Below are 15,978 nucleotides of genomic sequence, written 5' to 3'. Positions count from 1 at the left end.
CGCTTGCGCTTGCCGCCGAGGCCGACGTCACCTTCATCGGCATCGGCGACCTCGGCCCCAAGGCGCCGCTCTACGAGGACGGCTTCATTTCGGAGAGCGAATTGAAGGCGCTGCAGAAAGCCGGCGGCATCGCCGAGATCGTCGGCTGGGTGTTCGATAGGGAGGGCCGCATGATCGAGGGCATCACCAACGACCGGGTGTCGTCGGCGTCGCTGCCGTCACGCGAGAAATCGCTGGTCATCGCACTGGCGATGGGAGAACGAAAGCTGCCGGGCATTCTGGCGGCCGCGAACCGGCGGCTGATCAACGGCCTCATCACCGATGAACGGACCGCCGCCGCGCTGCTCGCCAGCATCTGACCGGAAGCACAACTGATCTGCGATAAAACCAACCGCGCTAGCTGTGCCGCCCGAAAGGGTCGTTGCCATCGAGAAAACCGAGATCGCGCTGCAGATGCGGCGACAGGTCCCTGATGTCGAGATGTGCCCGTTTTTTGGCTGCGAACCAGCCGAATCCATCCGTCAGCCACGAAAACCAGCGATGATCGGGTGCGGAAGTGCATTTTTGCTGCGCCATGGTCATGATCGTCAACCTTCGCTATCCTGAACCCGAATGACGGGTTGACTGGAAATGTCGGTCTTGACGGCGGCCTTTGCCAATCGAACGTCGATAAGGACCCATAAGGAGGCTTTATGCCGGACCTCAGCTCTCGGCAGGTTTCACAGCTTCCGCCGCTGCAGGCGATCCGGGTGTTCGAAGCGGTGGCGCGGCATCTTTCCTTCACCAAGGCGGCCGAGGAACTTGCCATGACGCAAGCGGCGGTCAGCTATCAGATCAAGGTGCTGGAGGAACGGGTCGGCGCGCCGCTGTTCCTGCGCCGGCCGCGCCAGATCGCACTCACCGAGGCTGGACAGCGCCTTGCGCCAGCGGTCAGCGAGGCCTTCGCCATTCTCGGCCAGGCCTATGCGGCGGCGCGTGGCGGCGCCGACGGATTGCTGTGCGTCACGACGGTGCTGACCTTTGCCTCGAACTGGCTGGCGCACCATCTGGGCTCATTCCAGATCGCTCATCCCTCCCTTGCCGTGCGGCTCGAAACATCGAGCCGGCTGACGGATTTCGCCCGCGAGGATGTCGACCTCGCCATCCGGTCGGGCGGCGGCAAATGGCCGGGGCTGGAAGCCTACAAGCTGCTCGATGCCGATTTCACGCCGATGCTGAGCCCGAAGCTCGCGGCAAGCATCGGCGGCGTCAGGGAACCGGCGGACCTGTTGCGGCTGCCGATCCTCGATCCCGGCGACATCTGGTGGACGCAATGGTTCGAGGCTGCCGGCGTGCACTCGCACGATCTCGCCAAACGGCCCGGCAGCAGCATGGGCGCGCAGGCCTATGAGGCCAATGCGGCGATCGCCGGTCATGGCGTCGCGATCCTGACCAGGGCGCTGTTCAAGGCGGAACTTGCCGGTGGGCGCCTGATCCAGCCTTTCGATCTGGTTGGCGACGACGGCCATGCCTTTTGGCTGGTCTACCCCGAAGCGCGCCGCAACGTGCCGAAGATCCGTGCCTTCCGCGACTGGCTGCTGGCCGAGATCGCCTGCTGACCGGCAGGCTTGCGGGCTGCACCTGGCCTCACAGATCTATCCGCTGTTGCCGCACTGTATCCGGCCGGGACGCTCTTCGTCCTGGCAATTTCCGCTCGTCCCGGCCTGCGGTGTCGCCCGGGTGCTGCGCTGCAGCATCGAATCCGACTTGACATAATTCACGCCAAGTGAGTAATTGCCCAAAGCCAAGGCAAATGCTCATCTTGGTTCAAGGGAGGAATTTGATGAAACTTCGCACGCTCACCCTGGGCTTGTTGTCGGCCAGCACGCTTGCGTTCGCCGCACATGCCGAATCCATCACCATCGCCACCGTCAACAATGGCGATATGGTCCGCATGCAAAAGCTGACCGAGGACTTCACCAAGGCGAACCCCGACATCCAGCTCAACTGGGTTACGCTCGAAGAGAATGTGCTGCGCGAGCGCGTCACCACCGACATCGCCACCAAGGGCGGCCAGTACGACGTGATGACCATCGGCACCTATGAGGTTCCGATCTGGGCCAAGCAGAGCTGGCTTTTGCCGCTCGACAAGCTCGGCGACGACTACGACGCCAAGGACATCATCCCGGCCATTGCTGGCGGCCTTTCGGTCGACGGCAAGCTCTATGCCGCGCCCTTCTACGGCGAAAGCTCCTTCGTCATGTACCGCAAGGACCTGATGGACAAGGCCGGGCTGAAGATGCCCGACGCGCCGACCTGGGACTTCATCAAGCAGGCCGCCGACAAGATGACCGACCGCGCCAATGGCGTGAACGGCGTGTGCCTGCGCGGCAAGGCCGGCTGGGGCGAGAACATGGCTTTCCTGACCGCCATGTCGAACTCCTTCGGCGCCCGCTGGTTCGACGAGAACTGGAAGCCGCAGTTCGATCAGCCGGAATGGAAGAACACGTTGCAGTTCTATGTCGACCTGATGAAGGCCGACGGCCCCGAGGGGGCTTCCTCCAACGGCTTCAACGAAAACCTGGCGCTGTTCCAGCAGGGCAAATGCGGCATGTGGATCGACGCCACGGTCGCCGCGTCCTTCGTTTCGGACCCGAAGAACTCCACCGTCGCCGATAAGGTCGGCTATGCGCTGGCGCCCGACAATGGCCTGGGCAAGCGCGGCAACTGGCTGTGGGCCTGGTCGCTGGCCATCCCCGCCGGCACGCAGAAAGCGGATGCCGCCGAGAAGTTCGTCTCCTGGGCGACCAGCAAGCACTATGCGGAGCTCGTCGCTTCGAAGGAAGGCTGGGCCAACGTTCCTCCGGGCACGCGCTCCTCGCTCTACGCCAATGCCGAGTACCAGAAGGCGGCTCCGTTCGCCAAGATGACGCTGGACTCCATCAATGCCGCCGATCCGACGCATCCGACGGTCAAGCCGGTGCCCTATGTCGGCGTCCAGTTCGTCGCCATCCCTGAGTTCCAGGGCCTTGGCACCACGGTCGGCCAGCTCTTCTCGGCGGCGCTTGCCGGCCAGTCGAGCGTCGACGACGCGCTGAAGCAGGCCCAGGACGCTGCCACCGCGGCAATGACCGAGGGCGGATACATCAAGTAAGGCTCCTCCCGGTGCCGACTGCCGGTCGCCTCCTTGACCGGCAACGGCCGCCCGAGTTCCCAGTTCGGGCGGCCGCCTTTAACGCCTTTTGAAAATTCCGTCTGACCAGTGAGGGTGACCGTCATGGCTACTCAGCAGACCCGTTCGCTTGCCCGTTTCATGATGGCGCCATCCGTGGTGCTGCTGTTCGTCTGGATGATCGTGCCGCTGGTCATCACCATCTGGTTCTCCTTCCAGCAGTACAACCCGCTCAATCCGATCCGCGACGGCTTCGTCGGCTTCTCGAATTACGCGCTGTTCTATTCCAACCCGGCCTTCCTGCAGTCGATCCTCAACACGCTCACCTTGGTGGTCAGCGTGCTCCTGATCACGGTGATCGGCGGCATCCTTCTGGCGCTGCTGATCGACCAGCCGATGTGGGGCCAGGGCATCGTGCGCATCCTCGTCATCTCTCCGTTCTTCGTCATGCCGCCGGTGGCCGCATTGGTCTGGAAGAACATGATCATGCACCCGCAATACGGGGTGTTCGCCGACATAGCCCGCATCTTCGGGGCCCAGCCGATCGACTGGTTCGGGCAACATCCGATGCTGGCGATCATCATCATCGTCGCCTGGCAGTGGCTGCCCTTCGCGACGCTCATTCTTCTGACCGCGCTGCAGTCGCTCGACGGCGAGCAGAAGGAAGCCGCCGAGATGGACGGCGCCGGGTTCATCAGCCGCTTCATCTATCTGACGCTGCCGCACATGTCGCGCGCCATCACGGTCGTCATCCTGATCCAGACGATCTTCCTTCTCTCGGTCTATGCCGAGATCCTCGTCACCACCAATGGCGGCCCGGGATATGCCTCCACCAACCTGCCCTTCCTCGTCTACCAGAAGGCGTTGCTGGAGTTCAAAATCGGCCAGGCATCCGCCGGCGGTGTGATCGCCGTCATTCTCGCCAATATCGTTGCCTTCTTCGCCATGCGCGCCGTCGGCAAGAACCTGGACAAGTAAGGGAGGCTACGATGGCACGCTCAGTCACCACCCGGCACAAGACGATCGCGACGGTTGCCGCCTGGATCGTCGCCCTGCTGATCTTCTTCCCGATCCTCTACACGATCATCACCTCGTTCAAGTCGGAGCAGGAAGCCATCCAGGGCTTCAGCATCATCCCGTCGGGAACGTTCGAGAGCTATACCGAGGTCCAGGCACAGAGCGGCTACTTCAAGTTCTTCTTCAACTCGGTGCTGCTCTCGGTCGGCTCGACCATCCTGGCCCTGCTGGTCGCCATACCCGCGGCATGGTCGATGGCCTTCTCGCCGACCAAGCGGACCAAGGACATCTTGATGTGGATGCTGTCCACCAAGATGATGCCGGCGGTCGCGGTGCTGTTCCCGATCTACCTGATCTTCCGCGACACAGGCCTGCTCGACAGCCGCATCGGCCTCATGATCATGCTGATGCTGATCAACCTGCCGATCGTGGTGTGGATGCTCTACACCTATTTCCGCGAAATCCCTGGCGAGATCCTGGAAGCGGCGCGCATGGACGGCGCATCGCTGTGGAACGAGATCGTCTATGTGCTGACGCCGATGGCGGTGCCGGGCATCGCCTCGACAATGCTGCTCAACATCATCCTGGCCTGGAACGAGGCGTTCTGGACGATCCGGCTGACGACGACGGAAGCCGCACCCCTGACCGCCTTCATCAGCTCGTTCTCAAGCCCGCAAGGCCTGTTCTGGGCGAAGCTTTCGGCCGCCTCGACGCTGGCCATCGCGCCGATCCTGATCATGGGCTGGTTCAGCCAGAAGCAGCTGGTGCGCGGCCTGACATTTGGTGCGGTGAAATAACGGAATTGCCCGAAGCAATCGGCAGAAATAACCCCTCGGGGAGGAAACCATGGGAAACATCACGCTCAAGAACGTCTCGAAATCCTTCGGAGCGACGTCCATCATCCCCGGTCTCGACCTGGTGATCGAGAATGGCGAGTTCGTCGTCTTTGTCGGCCCGTCGGGTTGCGGCAAGTCAACGCTGCTGCGCCTGATCGCCGGGCTCGAGGACACCAGCGGCGGCTCCATCAACATCGACGGCCGCGACGTCACCGGCGAGGCACCGGCCAAGCGCAAGCTCGCCATGGTGTTCCAGTCTTACGCGCTCTATCCGCACATGACGGTGGCCAAGAACATCGGCTTCCCGCTGAAGATGGCCGGTGAGGACAAGGCGACCATCGACAAGAAGGTGGGAGACGCGGCGCGCGTGCTCAACCTGACCAACTATCTCGAACGCCGGCCCGGCCAGCTTTCAGGCGGCCAGCGCCAGCGCGTCGCGATCGGCCGCGCCATCGTGCGTCAGCCGACCGCCTTCCTGTTCGACGAACCGCTGTCCAATCTCGATGCGGCACTGCGCGGCACCATGCGGCTGGAGATCAGCGAGCTGCACCATCAGCTCAAGACCACCATGATCTACGTTACCCACGATCAGGTCGAAGCGATGACCATGGCCGACAAGATCGTCGTGCTGAACGCCGGCAACATCGAGCAGGTCGGCTCGCCGATGGAGCTCTACAAGACGCCGAAGAACCTGTTCGTCGCCAGCTTTATCGGCTCGCCGAAGATGAACCTGATCGAGGGCGCGCCGGCTGCCAAAAACGGCGCCAAGACCATCGGCATCCGTCCCGAACACCTGGAGATCTCGACCACGGCGGGCGAATGGAAGGCGGTCGTCGGCGTCGCCGAGCATCTCGGCTCCGACACCTTCCTGCACGTCCAGGCCGACGGCGTCGGTCCGCTGACCGTGCGCGCCGACGGCGAACTCGGCGTCCATCACGGCGACACCATTTACCTGACACCAGACAAGGCCAAGCTGCATCGCTTTGGCGCCGACGGAAAGGCAATCTGAACATGCGACTGGCCGGCAAATCCGCGCTGATCACGGGTTCGGCCCGCGGCATCGGCAGAGCCTTCGCCGAAGCCTATGCCGGCGAAGGCGCAACCGTCGCCATCGCCGACATCAATCTCGAGGCGGCGCAGAAGACGGCCGCAGAGATTGGCGGCAAGGCCTATGCGGTCAAGCTCGACGTCACCGACCTCGCCTCGATCGAGGCGGCGGTGAAAGCCGTCGAGACGAAGACCGGTGGCCTCGATATCCTGATCAACAACGCCGCCCTGTTCGACCTGGCGCCGATCGTCGAAATCACCAGGGCAAGCTACGACAAGTTGTTTTCCGTCAATGTCGCCGGCACGCTGTTCATGCTGCAGGCAGCCGCCCGCTCGATGATCGCGCGAGGCAAGGGCGGCAGGATCATCAACATGGCGAGCCAGGCCGGACGGCGCGGCGAGGCGCTGGTCGGCGTCTATTGCGCCACCAAGGCCGCCGTCATCTCGCTGACCCAGTCGGCGGGGCTCGACCTGATCAAGCACCGCATCAACGTCAACGCGATTGCCCCTGGCGTCGTCGACGGCGAGCACTGGGATCACGTCGATTCGCTGTTCGCCAAATATGAGAACCGGCCGAGGGGCGAGAAGAAGAAGCTGGTTGGCGAGGCGGTGCCGTATGGCCGCATGGGCACGGCGCAGGACCTCACCGGCATGGCTGTGTTTCTCGCCAGCAGCGACGCCGAATACATCGTCGCCCAGACCTACAATGTCGATGGCGGCCAGTGGATGAGTTGAGGGCGGGGGACGGCCTCTGCTCCTCGTCCCTCCGCGGGGAGCAGAGGCCGACTTCAGCGGGCGCGTAGCAAGTGCCACCCCTTATCCTCTCCCCGACGGGGAGAGGAGCGTAACGAAGGCCGAAACCCGGCCAAAGGGTAAAACAGATGACCGTGAAACTCTCGTCCTCTAACCTCTCCAAGCTGCCCGCCAACGTCGCAGGTCCGAAGTATGACCGCGCGACGCTGAAGGCCGGCATCGTGCATTTCGGCGTCGGCAATTTCCACCGCTCGCATCAGGCCGTCTATCTCGACGATCTGTTCAATGCGGGCATCGGCCATGACTGGGCGCTGATCGGTGCCGGCGTGTTCGACGGTGAAAAGATCGGCCGCGGCAAACTGGAAGAGCAGGACTGGCTGACCACGGTGGTCGAGCAGGACTCTGGCCATATGAATGCCCGCGTCACCGGCGCGATGATCGACTTCCTGATGCCTGGCGATGCGGCCGGTGTCATCAAACGGCTTGCCGACCCGGCGATCAAGATCGTTTCGCTGACCATCACCGAAGGCGGCTACTTTATCGATCCGGCTTCCGGCGTGTTCAACCCGATCCATCCCGACATCGTCGCCGACGCGCAGGCCGGCGCCACGCCGAAGACGGTGTTCGGCATCATTCTTGCCGGGCTGATGCGCCGCCGCGATGAAGGCACCGTGCCGTTCACCGTCATGTCGTGCGACAACATTCCCCACAACGGCCATGTCACCTCGGATGGCGTCATCGGCCTGGCCCGTTTGATCGACGAGGATCTGGCGAACTGGGTCAGCGAGCATGTCGCCTTTCCGAACGGCATGGTCGATCGCATCACGCCGGCCACCACCGACCGCGAGCGCGGCATCCTGGCCAAGGATTTCGGCCTCGAGGACAACTGGCCGGTGTTCTGCGAGCCGTTCCGGCAGTGGGTGCTGGAGGACCATTTCACCGATGGCCGGCCGCCGCTGGAAAAGGTCGGCGTGCAGTTCGTCAAAGACGTTGCGCCTTATGAACTGATGAAAATCCGCATCCTCAATGGCGGCCATGCAGCGATCGCCTATCCGGCCGGCCTGATGGACATCCATTTCGTGCATGAGGCGATGCAGGAGCCGCTGGTGAGCGGTTTTCTGGCCAAGCTCGAACGGGACGAAATCATCCCGACGGTGCCGCCGGTGCCGGACACGGTTCTGGAAGACTATTACCAGCTCATCGAGAGCCGCTTCTCCAACCCGAAGATCGGCGACACGGTGCGCCGGCTCTGCCTCGACGGCTCCAACCGCCAGCCGAAGTTCATCATCCCGACCATCGCCGACCGGCTGAAGGCTGGGAAAAGCGTCGCCGGCCTGGCGCTGGAATCGGCATTGTGGTGCCGCTATTGCTTCGGCACGACGGACAGCGGCGCCGTCATCGAGCCCAACGACCCGAGTTGGGACCGGCTGCAGGCGACGGCAAAGGCAGCAAAGGACGCTCCCGCCGCCTGGCTCGCCATGGAGGACATCTATGGCGATGTCGGCCGCGCAACGGCGTTTGTCGAGGCCTTTGCCCATGCGCTCAACGTGCTGTGGGCGAATGGCGCGCGCGCCACGCTGACGCGCTACCTCGCCGGCAAGCTCTGAGAGCCATTCTCGGCCATGACGCCTGAACTGGTCATTTTCGACTGCGATGGCGTGCTGGTCGACAGCGAGGCGCTCTCCGTCTCGGCGCTGCTCGGCATGGTCAGGCTTGCCGGCGGCAGCGTCAGTGAGGATGCCGCCTACGAGCATTTCCTCGGCAAGAGCATGAAAAGCGTGCGCGAGATCCTCGGCCGCGACTTCGGGCTCGATATTACCGACCTGCACCTGACCGAGATGCGCGTCGAATTGATGCGCAAATTCCGCGAGGAGCTGAAGCCGATCGCCGGTGTCAAGAAGATGCTGCCGAAGCTTGAGCTGCCGTTCTGTGTCGCGTCCTCGGGCACGCTCGACCGCATCCGCTACGCGCTCGACGTCACCGGATTGCTTGGGCTGATGGAACCGCACCTGTTCAGTGCCACCATGGTGGCCAAGGGAAAGCCCGCGCCGGACCTGTTCCTGCATGCTGCCGCCAGCATGCGGGCCCATCCACGCAAATGCCTCGTCATCGAGGACAGCCCGGCCGGCATCATTGCCGCGCGGGCGGCGGGGATGCGCGTGTTTGCCTTCACCGGCGGCTCGCACGCCGGCAACCCGACCTTGAAAGCGCGGCTTGCGTCGAGTGAACCGGACTTTATATTCGCTGACATGCTGCAATTGCCCGATCTGATTGCAGGCCTGGGAGCGAGAGACAGAGCATCTTGACGAAACAGTTCGTTTGCGCGGTCGATGTCGGCACCGGGAGCGCTCGCGCGGGCATTCTCGACACCAACGGCACCTTGCTCGGCCGCGCCGAGCGGCCGATCGCCATGAACCAGCCGAAGCCCGATCACGCCGAACATGATTCGCGCGATATCTGGTCGGCCGTCTGCGCCGCCGTGCGCGCTGCCCGCGAAAAGGCCGGCATAGCTGCCGAGGAGGTCGTCGGCATCTCCTTCGATGCCACCTGTTCGCTGGTGGTGCGCGACCGGCAAGGCGGCCAGCTCAGCATCTCGACCACGGGCGACAAGCGCTGGGACACCATCGTCTGGCTCGACCACCGCGCCATCGCGGAGGCCGACGAATGCACGGCAAGCGGCCATGCCGTGCTGAATTACGTCGGTGGCGTCATGTCGCCGGAAATGGCGACACCGAAGCTGATGTGGCTGAAGCGCAATTTGCCGGAGACCTGGAATGAAGCCGGCTATTTATTCGATCTCACCGATTTCCTGACCTGGCAAGCGACAGGTTCGCTGGCCCGCTCGCAATGCACGCTGACCGCCAAATGGACCTATCTGGCGCATGAAGAGGCCGGCTGGCGGCGCGACTTCTTTGCGCTCGTCGGCCTCGGCGATCTTTTCGAGCACGGCAATTTGCCGGAAAAGGCCAGTCCGGTCGGCGCTTATATTGGCCAACTGACCGCCCAGGCAGCGGCCGAGCTTGGGCTGAGCGAGAAATGCCGGGTCGGCGCCGGCGTCATCGATGCCTATGCCGGTGCGCTTGGCGTGCTCGGCGGCTTTGCCGGCGACCAACAGGACATCGGCCGGCATTTGGCGCTGATCGCCGGCACGTCGAGCTGCGTCATGGCGATGTCACCGGATCCGCAGCCCTTCGCCGGCGTCTGGGGTCCCTATTACGGCGCGGCGCTGCCCAGGCTGTGGCTGTCGGAAGGCGGCCAGTCGGCGACCGGCGCCCTGCTCGACCACATCATCCGCTGGCACGGCGCCGGCGGCGAGCCGGATGCCGCCATGCATGCGAAGATCGCCAGGCGTGTCACCGAGCTGCGCGCCACCGAGGGCGACAACCTTGCCGCGCGGCTGCATGTGCTGCCCGATTTTCATGGTAACCGCTCACCGCTCGCCGATCCGCATGCCGTCGGCGTCGTCAGCGGGCTGACGCTGGACTCCTCCTTCGACAGCCTGTGCAAGCTCTACTGGCGCACCGCCGTCGGCATCGCGCTCGGCGTGCGCCACGTGCTGGAGGCGCTGAACGAGAACGGCTATCTGATCGATACGCTGCATGTCACCGGCGGCCACACCAAGAACCCGCTGTTGATGGAGCTCTATGCCGACGCCACCGGCTGCACGGTGATCGAGCCGCTGGCCGACGAGGCGGTGCTGCTCGGCACCGGCATGATCGCCGCCACCGCGGCCGGGCTGTTTCCCGACCTCAACGCGGCCTGTCTTGCCATGCAGCAAGGCGGCAGGACGCGCGCGTCGAACCCGAAATCATCAGGGCGTTTCGACCGCGACTACAAGGTTTTCCTTGAGATGCACCGCCAGCGGCGGATGCTGGACGCGATCCGCTAGAGCATCGGGGCCGGTCCCTGGCTCAATCCGTTCCCGTCCCTCCTCTCTTGCCTTCATGTCGCGTTTCGTCCAGAAGCTGACGCAAACGCCGCGAAACCGAAGGTTTTGCCGTTTGACATGCGGCTTCCGGCTCTGGCCGACGCGCCGTAGCTGGAAAGAGCGGAACAATGTCTGCGATCGAAGCCGGCGCTCGCGCGCCGGAAAATCTTTGGCGTCAGGAAATCAGGGCGACGCTGGCGCTCGCCTGGCCGATGGTGCTGACCAATCTCGGCCAGACCGCGATGACGGCCACCGACGTCATGATGATGGGCCGGCTGGGGCCGGATACGCTGGCCAGTGGCGCGCTTGGCGCCAACCTCTATTTCATGCCGCTGATCTTCGGCCTCGGCCTGATGCTGGCGACATCGCCGATGATCGCCACCGAGCTTGGCCGCCGCCGCTATTCGGTGCGCGACCTGCGCCGCACCGTGCGCCAGGGCCTGTGGCTGGCGATCCTGATCTCGATTCCGATCTGGCTCGTGCTTTGGCACGGCGAAGGCATTCTGCTGGCCATGGGCCAGGAACCGGCACTGGCGCATCAGGCCGGCATCTATCTGCGCTGGCTCGAATGGGCGGTGCTGCCCTTCTACTTCTATATCGTGCTGCGCTCGTTTATCTCGGCGCTGGAGCGGCCGGGCTGGGCGCTGGTCATCGTCTTTGTTGCCGTCGCCTGCAATGCCTTCTTCAACTGGGTGTTCATGTTCGGCAATCTCGGCGTGCCGTCGATGGGCATTGCCGGGTCGGGCCTTGCCACCTCGCTGTCCTCAACGCTGATGTTCATCGGCCTGGCTGCCGTGGTGATACTGGAGAAGAAGTTCCGCCGTTATCGTCTGTTCGGACGGTTCTGGCGATCGGACTGGCCACGCTTCAAGGGCCTGTTGCGGCTCGGCCTGCCGATTGCCGGCATTCTCGCCTTCGAGGTGACTATCTTCAATGCGGCCGCCCTGCTGATGGGCCTGATCGACGCGGATTCGCTGGCCGCGCACGCGATCGCCATCCAGATCGCCTCGATCTCCTTCATGGTGCCGCTTGGCCTCAACCAGGCGGTGACGGTGCGCGTCGGCCTTGCGCATGGCGCCGGCAATCCGCAAGGCGTGTCGCGCGCCGGCTGGACCGCCTTCGTCATCGGCGTTTCCTTCATGGCGCTGATGGGGCTGGTGATGATCCTGTGGCCGCATCCGCTGATCAGCGCCTTCATCGATCTGAGCAATCCGGCCAATGCCAGGGTGATCGAACTTGCCGTGTCGTTCCTGGTCTTCGCGGCGCTGTTCCAGGTCTTCGACGGCGCCCAGGCGGTGGCCGCCGGCATGCTGCGCGGCCTGCACGACACCAAGGTGCCGATGATCTATGCCGCGATCGGCTATTGGGGCGTCGGCCTGCCGCTTGGGGTGCTGCTCGCCTTCCATTTCGGCCTGCATGGCGTCGGCATCTGGATCGGCCTGTCGACGGGGCTGGCCGTGGTGGCCGCGCTGCTGCTGGCGCGCTGGCTGCGGCGCGACCGACTGGCGCCGCCGCTCGCGTTCGGGCATTGAAACAGCTCAATTGGGCTCGGCGGCTGTTGTCCTGTGGACGTTGGCTCATTGAACAACGCCTGCAGAACTCCCTCAAAATCCGGCGCCGCGCTGGAGGCGGTCAGAATGTCGGCGGCGTGTTGACCCAGAGGATGCGGACCGTGGTCGAACCGATATTGCGGTAGCCGTGGCCGAGTTCGGAGTTGAAATAGAACGCGTCGCCTGCCTCGAGCGCCACCACGTTCGCCTCGACCAGCAATTCGACGGAACCTTCGAGCACGTAGCCGAACTCTTGTCCCTTGTGGCTGATCAACTCGGGGCTGCCGCCGCCGGCCTCGATCACATGAACGTTGATCTGCAGCAGATATTCCGGACCGGACGGCACCAATTGCTCGAGCACGACATGGTTGCCCGAACGCCGATGTCCCGTCTCCATGTGCGGACGCTCGTTCTGCCGCAAAACGAACACTTCCGAGGCATTGTGCTGCAGCGTGCCGAACATCGCGTTCATGTTGATGCCCAGCGCCTGCACCAGCCGATGCAGAGCCGCCATGGACGGTGTAGCGCGGTCGTTTTCGATCTTCGAGAGATAACCCTCTGTCAGCCCGATGCGGGCGCCGAGCTCTTCCAGGCTGAGGCCAAGCACCTGTCTGGCATGGCGCAGCTTGACGCCGATCCTCGGGGTTCCGTTTCTGTCGCGCATGTCAGGTCCGCGTCTTCATCCAGTCCGCCAGCTTCGCCAGCAGGAAATCGACTTCCGCCTCGGTGTTGTAATGAGCCAGCCCGATGCGGACGACACCGTTGCGGTCCGCAAGCCCCAGCCGCTTGATTGGCTCCAAACCGTAATTGTGACCGTGCCAGAGATAGATGCCTTCCTCTGCCATCGCCTTGGCGATATCGGCGGGATCGGTTCCGTCAACGGTGATCGACACGGTAGGCACACGGCGCGCCAGCGCCGCCACATCGGATATGCCCTGGATCAAGACGCCATCAATTCTAGACAATCCGGCAATCAGCCGTGCTGTCAGGACACGCTCATAACGGTCGGCGACTTCAATGCCGGCGACGATGCGCTCCCGCCGCGTCGCCTGCGGGTGGACGTTGCCGAAGGACTGTCCGAGCCAGGCATAGTGCTCGACGGCGCCAAGCACCCCGGCAAGCGCCTCGCGGCTTGTCGTTCCCGTCTCGAATTTTCCAGGTGGCGTATTGGAAGCCGCGCGCACCTTATAGGCGGTCAGCGCCTGCAGCAGATCGAAACGGCCCCACAACACCCCGTGATGCGGTCCAAAAAATTTGTAGGCCGAGCAAACCAGGAAATCACAGCCGATCTCCTGGACGTCGATCACCCCATGCGGCGCGAACTGCACCGCGTCGATATAGCTCAGCGCCCCGATCGCGCGGGCGCGCTGCGCGATCCGCTTCACGTCGTTGATCGTGCCGGTAACGTTGCTGGCATATCCGACGGCGACCAGCTTGACGTCCTCGTCGATAGTCGCCTCCAGCGTCGACAGGTCGAGTTCGAAGGTTTTTGGATCGAGGTCGATCCAGCGTACTTCAAGCCCCCGATCCTCCGCCAGCATCAGCCAGGGTGCGACGTTGGCGTCATGATCCATGCGCGTCAGCACGATGGCGTCGCCGGCGTTCAGATCGCGGCCGATGGCGCGCGAGACGGCGAAAGTCAGAGTCGTCATGTTCTGGCCGAACACCACCTCACGCCGGTCGGCGGCATTGAAGAAATCGGCCATCGCCTGATGCGCGTCGTCGACCATCGCCTGGGCCGCGAGTGAGGTTTCGAAATAGCCACCAAGATTGGCGTTGGTTTCGATCATGGCACGCGTCATACGCTCGATCGAACGGCTCGCCATCTGGGTTCCCGCGGGATTGTCGAAGAAAATCCGCTTCTTCGGCCCGGCACCTCTCGCCATCGCCGGAAAAGCATCGCGGACCGTATCTATATCCATGTCTGAATTCCGTGTCTGATGATCGTTGTGCGGCGGCCCCTCGACCGCCGCCAGCAGCGGCTTCACGCGTTCAGCCGGCCGCTTCATGGATGGCGACAGCGCGAGCCGGGAAGCCAGATCCGGCCTTTGGCTTTGGCCAGCTTGCCATTATCAACGCGCCGGCTTCGGGCACTTTGTCGAGATTGGCCAAGAGCTCGATCTGCCAGCAGTCGCGCGACAGCACATAGTATTCCAGGCTTGCGTCACCTGCGGAAGTGGCACGGCCGGGATCAGTGTCCATGCCCTCGTGCCCGATCGCAGCGACACCGCGGCGTTCCAAAAGTTCCTCCAGCACCGGCTTCGACCAACCCGGCGCATGCGAGATACCGTCGGCCGACTTGTTCCGAAATGCCACGGGGTCCGGCCAGCGCGGCCACCAGCCGGTGCGAAGTGCGACAAAACACTTTTCCGGGATACGGCCGTTCCGCGTCTCCCAGGCCGAAATATCGTCGAGCGTCGGCGTCGCGTCGGGATCGGCGGCGACCCTGTCGCTGATGTCGAGGATGACCAGCGGCAGAAGCATCTCCGCCACCGGCAGTTGGTCGATCGAGCGGCCGCCGTCGATGAAGTGCACCGGCGGATCGACATGGGTGCCCCACTGTCCGACGAAGGCGTAGTGGTGGACCTGGAAGGCATCGCCCTTCGAAAAATCGAGCAACGCACTGCGCTCCTCGTCCGGGAAGGCCGGGAAATGCGGCTGACCCGGATGAAACGCATGCGTCAGGTCGGTGAAGGTCGCGGCGGAGAGCCGCGACCTGTAGATGTCCCAAAGCGAGCCCGGAGTGGACAAGATCACGGCTCCGCGACGAAGGTCGGTGCCGCTTCACTTGCCAGGACAAGCTTGCCGTCCTTGACACCAATGACCGAGACCGACTTGTCCGGCACCGAAATGCCCGGGCGGTAGGTGATCGTGCCGGTCACGCCGTCGAGCCCGGACGTAGCGGCCAGCGCGTCACGGATCTTGGCCGGATCCGGCGCACCGGCACGCTTGATCGCGTCGGCCATCAGCTTGACCGAGTCGTAGCCGAGCGCAGCGAACGCGTTCTCCGGGGCATTGCCGACCGACTTGGTGTAGGCGTCGATGAAGGCCTGCACCTTCGGGGTGGCGCCCTCACCGATGTAGGCGTGTGTAGTGAAGTAGGTGTCCTTGGCCGCGTCGCCGCCGACCTGGATCAGCAAGGGCGTGTCGTAGCCGTCGCCGCCGACCACCGGCAGGTTGATGCCGGCCTGGCGCATCTGCTTCAAGATCAGGCCGATTTCCTCGGCATTCGACGAGGCATAGACGAAGTCTGGCTGCGGCGACAGCGCCTTCAGTTTGGCGATCTGCGCGGTAAAGGTCTTGTCGCCGATCTTGTAGGTGTCGCGCTCCAAAATCTTGCCCCCGCCATGCTCGTAGGCGGTGACGAAGTAGTCCGACAGCAGCGTTGTGTATTCAGTGCCGATGTCGGTCAGCAGGTAGGCGGTTTTGCCGTTCAGCTTGTTCAGCGCAAACTCCGCGCCAACCGCAGCCTGAACGCTGTCGCCGAAGGCGGCGAGGAAGATCTCGTTGCCGAGCTGGCTCGGCAATTTCGGCGAGGTCGCGCCTGGCGTTATGAACGGTATCTGCGCCGTCTGGACCTGCGGTCCGATGGCCAGCACCGAGTCGGAATCGGCGAAGCCGATGATGCCGACGACCTTGTCGCTGTCGATCAACTGGCTGGCGACGGTCGAGATCGTCGTCGAATCGCTCTTGGAG

16 protein-coding genes are annotated in these 15,978 nt (G+C 63.7%); 11 read left to right on the top strand and 5 right to left on the bottom strand.

Features of this window, described 5'->3' with window-relative positions; translation table 11 throughout:
- Positions 1-359, top strand: a 359-nt coding sequence (locus tag EN932_RS12990; RefSeq protein ID WP_281061534.1) for a sugar-binding domain-containing protein, incomplete at its 5' end; no start/stop codon positions are given.
- Between the two features lie 37 nt (positions 360-396).
- Here the strand turns inward: EN932_RS12990 and EN932_RS12985 are convergent.
- Positions 397-582, bottom strand: coding sequence for a hypothetical protein (locus tag EN932_RS12985; protein WP_013528411.1), 186 nt, complete (start codon positions 580-582; stop codon positions 397-399).
- Positions 583-692: 110 nt separating this feature from the next.
- On the opposite strand from EN932_RS12985, the gene gcvA reads away from it, so the two are divergent.
- The 10 genes from gcvA (at position 693) to EN932_RS12935 (ending at position 12,264) form a co-directional block, all read left to right on the top strand.
- Positions 693-1,598 carry a transcriptional regulator GcvA gene (gene gcvA, locus EN932_RS12980; RefSeq protein WP_013528412.1) on the top strand — a complete coding sequence of 302 codons (906 nt, stop codon included), beginning with the start codon at positions 693-695 and terminating at the stop codon, positions 1,596-1,598.
- A 224-nt stretch (positions 1,599-1,822) separates the two neighbouring features.
- Positions 1,823-3,133: a sugar ABC transporter substrate-binding protein gene (locus EN932_RS12975; protein WP_013528413.1), complete on the top strand. Its 1,311-nt coding sequence runs from the start codon at positions 1,823-1,825 to the stop codon at positions 3,131-3,133.
- Positions 3,134-3,256: 123 nt separating this feature from the next.
- Positions 3,257-4,129: a sugar ABC transporter permease gene (locus EN932_RS12970; RefSeq protein ID WP_127384818.1), complete on the top strand. Its 873-nt coding sequence runs from the start codon at positions 3,257-3,259 to the stop codon at positions 4,127-4,129.
- Positions 4,130-4,140: 11 nt separating this feature from the next.
- Entirely contained in the window at positions 4,141-4,965 is an 825-nt protein-coding gene (locus EN932_RS12965; protein ID WP_013528415.1) for a carbohydrate ABC transporter permease, read from the top strand.
- Between the two features lie 49 nt (positions 4,966-5,014).
- Positions 5,015-6,013: an ABC transporter ATP-binding protein gene (locus EN932_RS12960; protein WP_013528416.1), complete on the top strand. Its 999-nt coding sequence runs from the start codon at positions 5,015-5,017 to the stop codon at positions 6,011-6,013.
- A gap of 2 nt (positions 6,014-6,015) precedes the next feature.
- Entirely contained in the window at positions 6,016-6,786 is a 771-nt protein-coding gene (locus EN932_RS12955) for an L-iditol 2-dehydrogenase (RefSeq protein WP_013528417.1), read from the top strand.
- A gap of 146 nt (positions 6,787-6,932) precedes the next feature.
- Positions 6,933-8,411 carry a mannitol dehydrogenase family protein gene (locus EN932_RS12950; protein ID WP_127369287.1) on the top strand — a complete coding sequence of 493 codons (1,479 nt, stop codon included), beginning with the start codon at positions 6,933-6,935 and terminating at the stop codon, positions 8,409-8,411.
- 15 nt (positions 8,412-8,426) lie between these two features.
- Positions 8,427-9,110 (top strand): HAD family hydrolase, encoded by a 684-nt coding sequence (locus EN932_RS12945; RefSeq protein WP_127369288.1) that lies wholly within the window; start codon positions 8,427-8,429, stop codon positions 9,108-9,110.
- Positions 9,107-10,693: an FGGY-family carbohydrate kinase gene (locus EN932_RS12940; RefSeq protein ID WP_127384819.1), complete on the top strand. Its 1,587-nt coding sequence runs from the start codon at positions 9,107-9,109 to the stop codon at positions 10,691-10,693. Before EN932_RS12945 ends, EN932_RS12940 begins: the two co-directional genes overlap by 4 nt.
- 167 nt (positions 10,694-10,860) lie before the next feature.
- Positions 10,861-12,264, top strand: coding sequence for an MATE family efflux transporter (locus EN932_RS12935; RefSeq protein WP_127369853.1), 1,404 nt, complete (start codon positions 10,861-10,863; stop codon positions 12,262-12,264).
- 100 nt (positions 12,265-12,364) lie between these two features.
- Here EN932_RS12935 and EN932_RS12930 read toward each other — a convergent pair whose 3' ends face one another.
- The 4 genes from EN932_RS12930 to EN932_RS12915 all read right to left on the bottom strand — a co-directional run.
- Positions 12,365-12,946 (bottom strand): cupin domain-containing protein, encoded by a 582-nt coding sequence (locus EN932_RS12930; protein ID WP_013528422.1) that lies wholly within the window; start codon positions 12,944-12,946, stop codon positions 12,365-12,367.
- Position 12,947: 1 nt separating this feature from the next.
- Positions 12,948-14,204, bottom strand: coding sequence for a cysteine desulfurase-like protein (locus EN932_RS12925; protein ID WP_127369852.1), 1,257 nt, complete (start codon positions 14,202-14,204; stop codon positions 12,948-12,950).
- Positions 14,205-14,274: 70 nt separating this feature from the next.
- Positions 14,275-15,033, bottom strand: coding sequence for a cyclase family protein (locus tag EN932_RS12920; protein ID WP_013528424.1), 759 nt, complete (start codon positions 15,031-15,033; stop codon positions 14,275-14,277).
- Between the two features lie 2 nt (positions 15,034-15,035).
- Positions 15,036-15,978: ABC transporter substrate-binding protein (locus tag EN932_RS12915; RefSeq protein ID WP_128368861.1), on the bottom strand; the 943-nt coding region annotated here is incomplete at its 5' end.

It is taken from the genome of Mesorhizobium sp. M7A.F.Ca.US.002.01.1.1 (assembly GCF_004022955.1).
Lineage (GTDB): Bacteria > Pseudomonadota > Alphaproteobacteria > Rhizobiales > Rhizobiaceae > Mesorhizobium > Mesorhizobium ciceri.
Note: the sequence above shows the minus strand (reverse complement) of the source record. Positions and strands in the feature narration are given on the sequence as shown.

Coding starts and splice junctions, on each gene's coding strand:
- EN932_RS12935 (WP_127369853.1), top strand. CDS start 10,861: ATGTCTGCGATCGAAGCCGGCGCTCGCGCGCCGGAAAATCTTTGGCGT.
- EN932_RS12925 (WP_127369852.1), bottom strand. CDS start 14,204: ATGGATATAGATACGGTCCGCGATGCTTTTCCGGCGATGGCGAGAGGT.
- EN932_RS12945 (WP_127369288.1), top strand. CDS start 8,427: ATGACGCCTGAACTGGTCATTTTCGACTGCGATGGCGTGCTGGTCGAC.
- EN932_RS12970 (WP_127384818.1), top strand. CDS start 3,257: ATGGCTACTCAGCAGACCCGTTCGCTTGCCCGTTTCATGATGGCGCCA.
- EN932_RS12950 (WP_127369287.1), top strand. CDS start 6,933: ATGACCGTGAAACTCTCGTCCTCTAACCTCTCCAAGCTGCCCGCCAAC.
- gcvA (WP_013528412.1), top strand. CDS start 693: ATGCCGGACCTCAGCTCTCGGCAGGTTTCACAGCTTCCGCCGCTGCAG.
- EN932_RS12975 (WP_013528413.1), top strand. CDS start 1,823: ATGAAACTTCGCACGCTCACCCTGGGCTTGTTGTCGGCCAGCACGCTT.
- EN932_RS12930 (WP_013528422.1), bottom strand. CDS start 12,946: ATGCGCGACAGAAACGGAACCCCGAGGATCGGCGTCAAGCTGCGCCAT.
- EN932_RS12965 (WP_013528415.1), top strand. CDS start 4,141: ATGGCACGCTCAGTCACCACCCGGCACAAGACGATCGCGACGGTTGCC.
- EN932_RS12960 (WP_013528416.1), top strand. CDS start 5,015: ATGGGAAACATCACGCTCAAGAACGTCTCGAAATCCTTCGGAGCGACG.
- EN932_RS12985 (WP_013528411.1), bottom strand. CDS start 582: ATGACCATGGCGCAGCAAAAATGCACTTCCGCACCCGATCATCGCTGG.
- EN932_RS12955 (WP_013528417.1), top strand. CDS start 6,016: ATGCGACTGGCCGGCAAATCCGCGCTGATCACGGGTTCGGCCCGCGGC.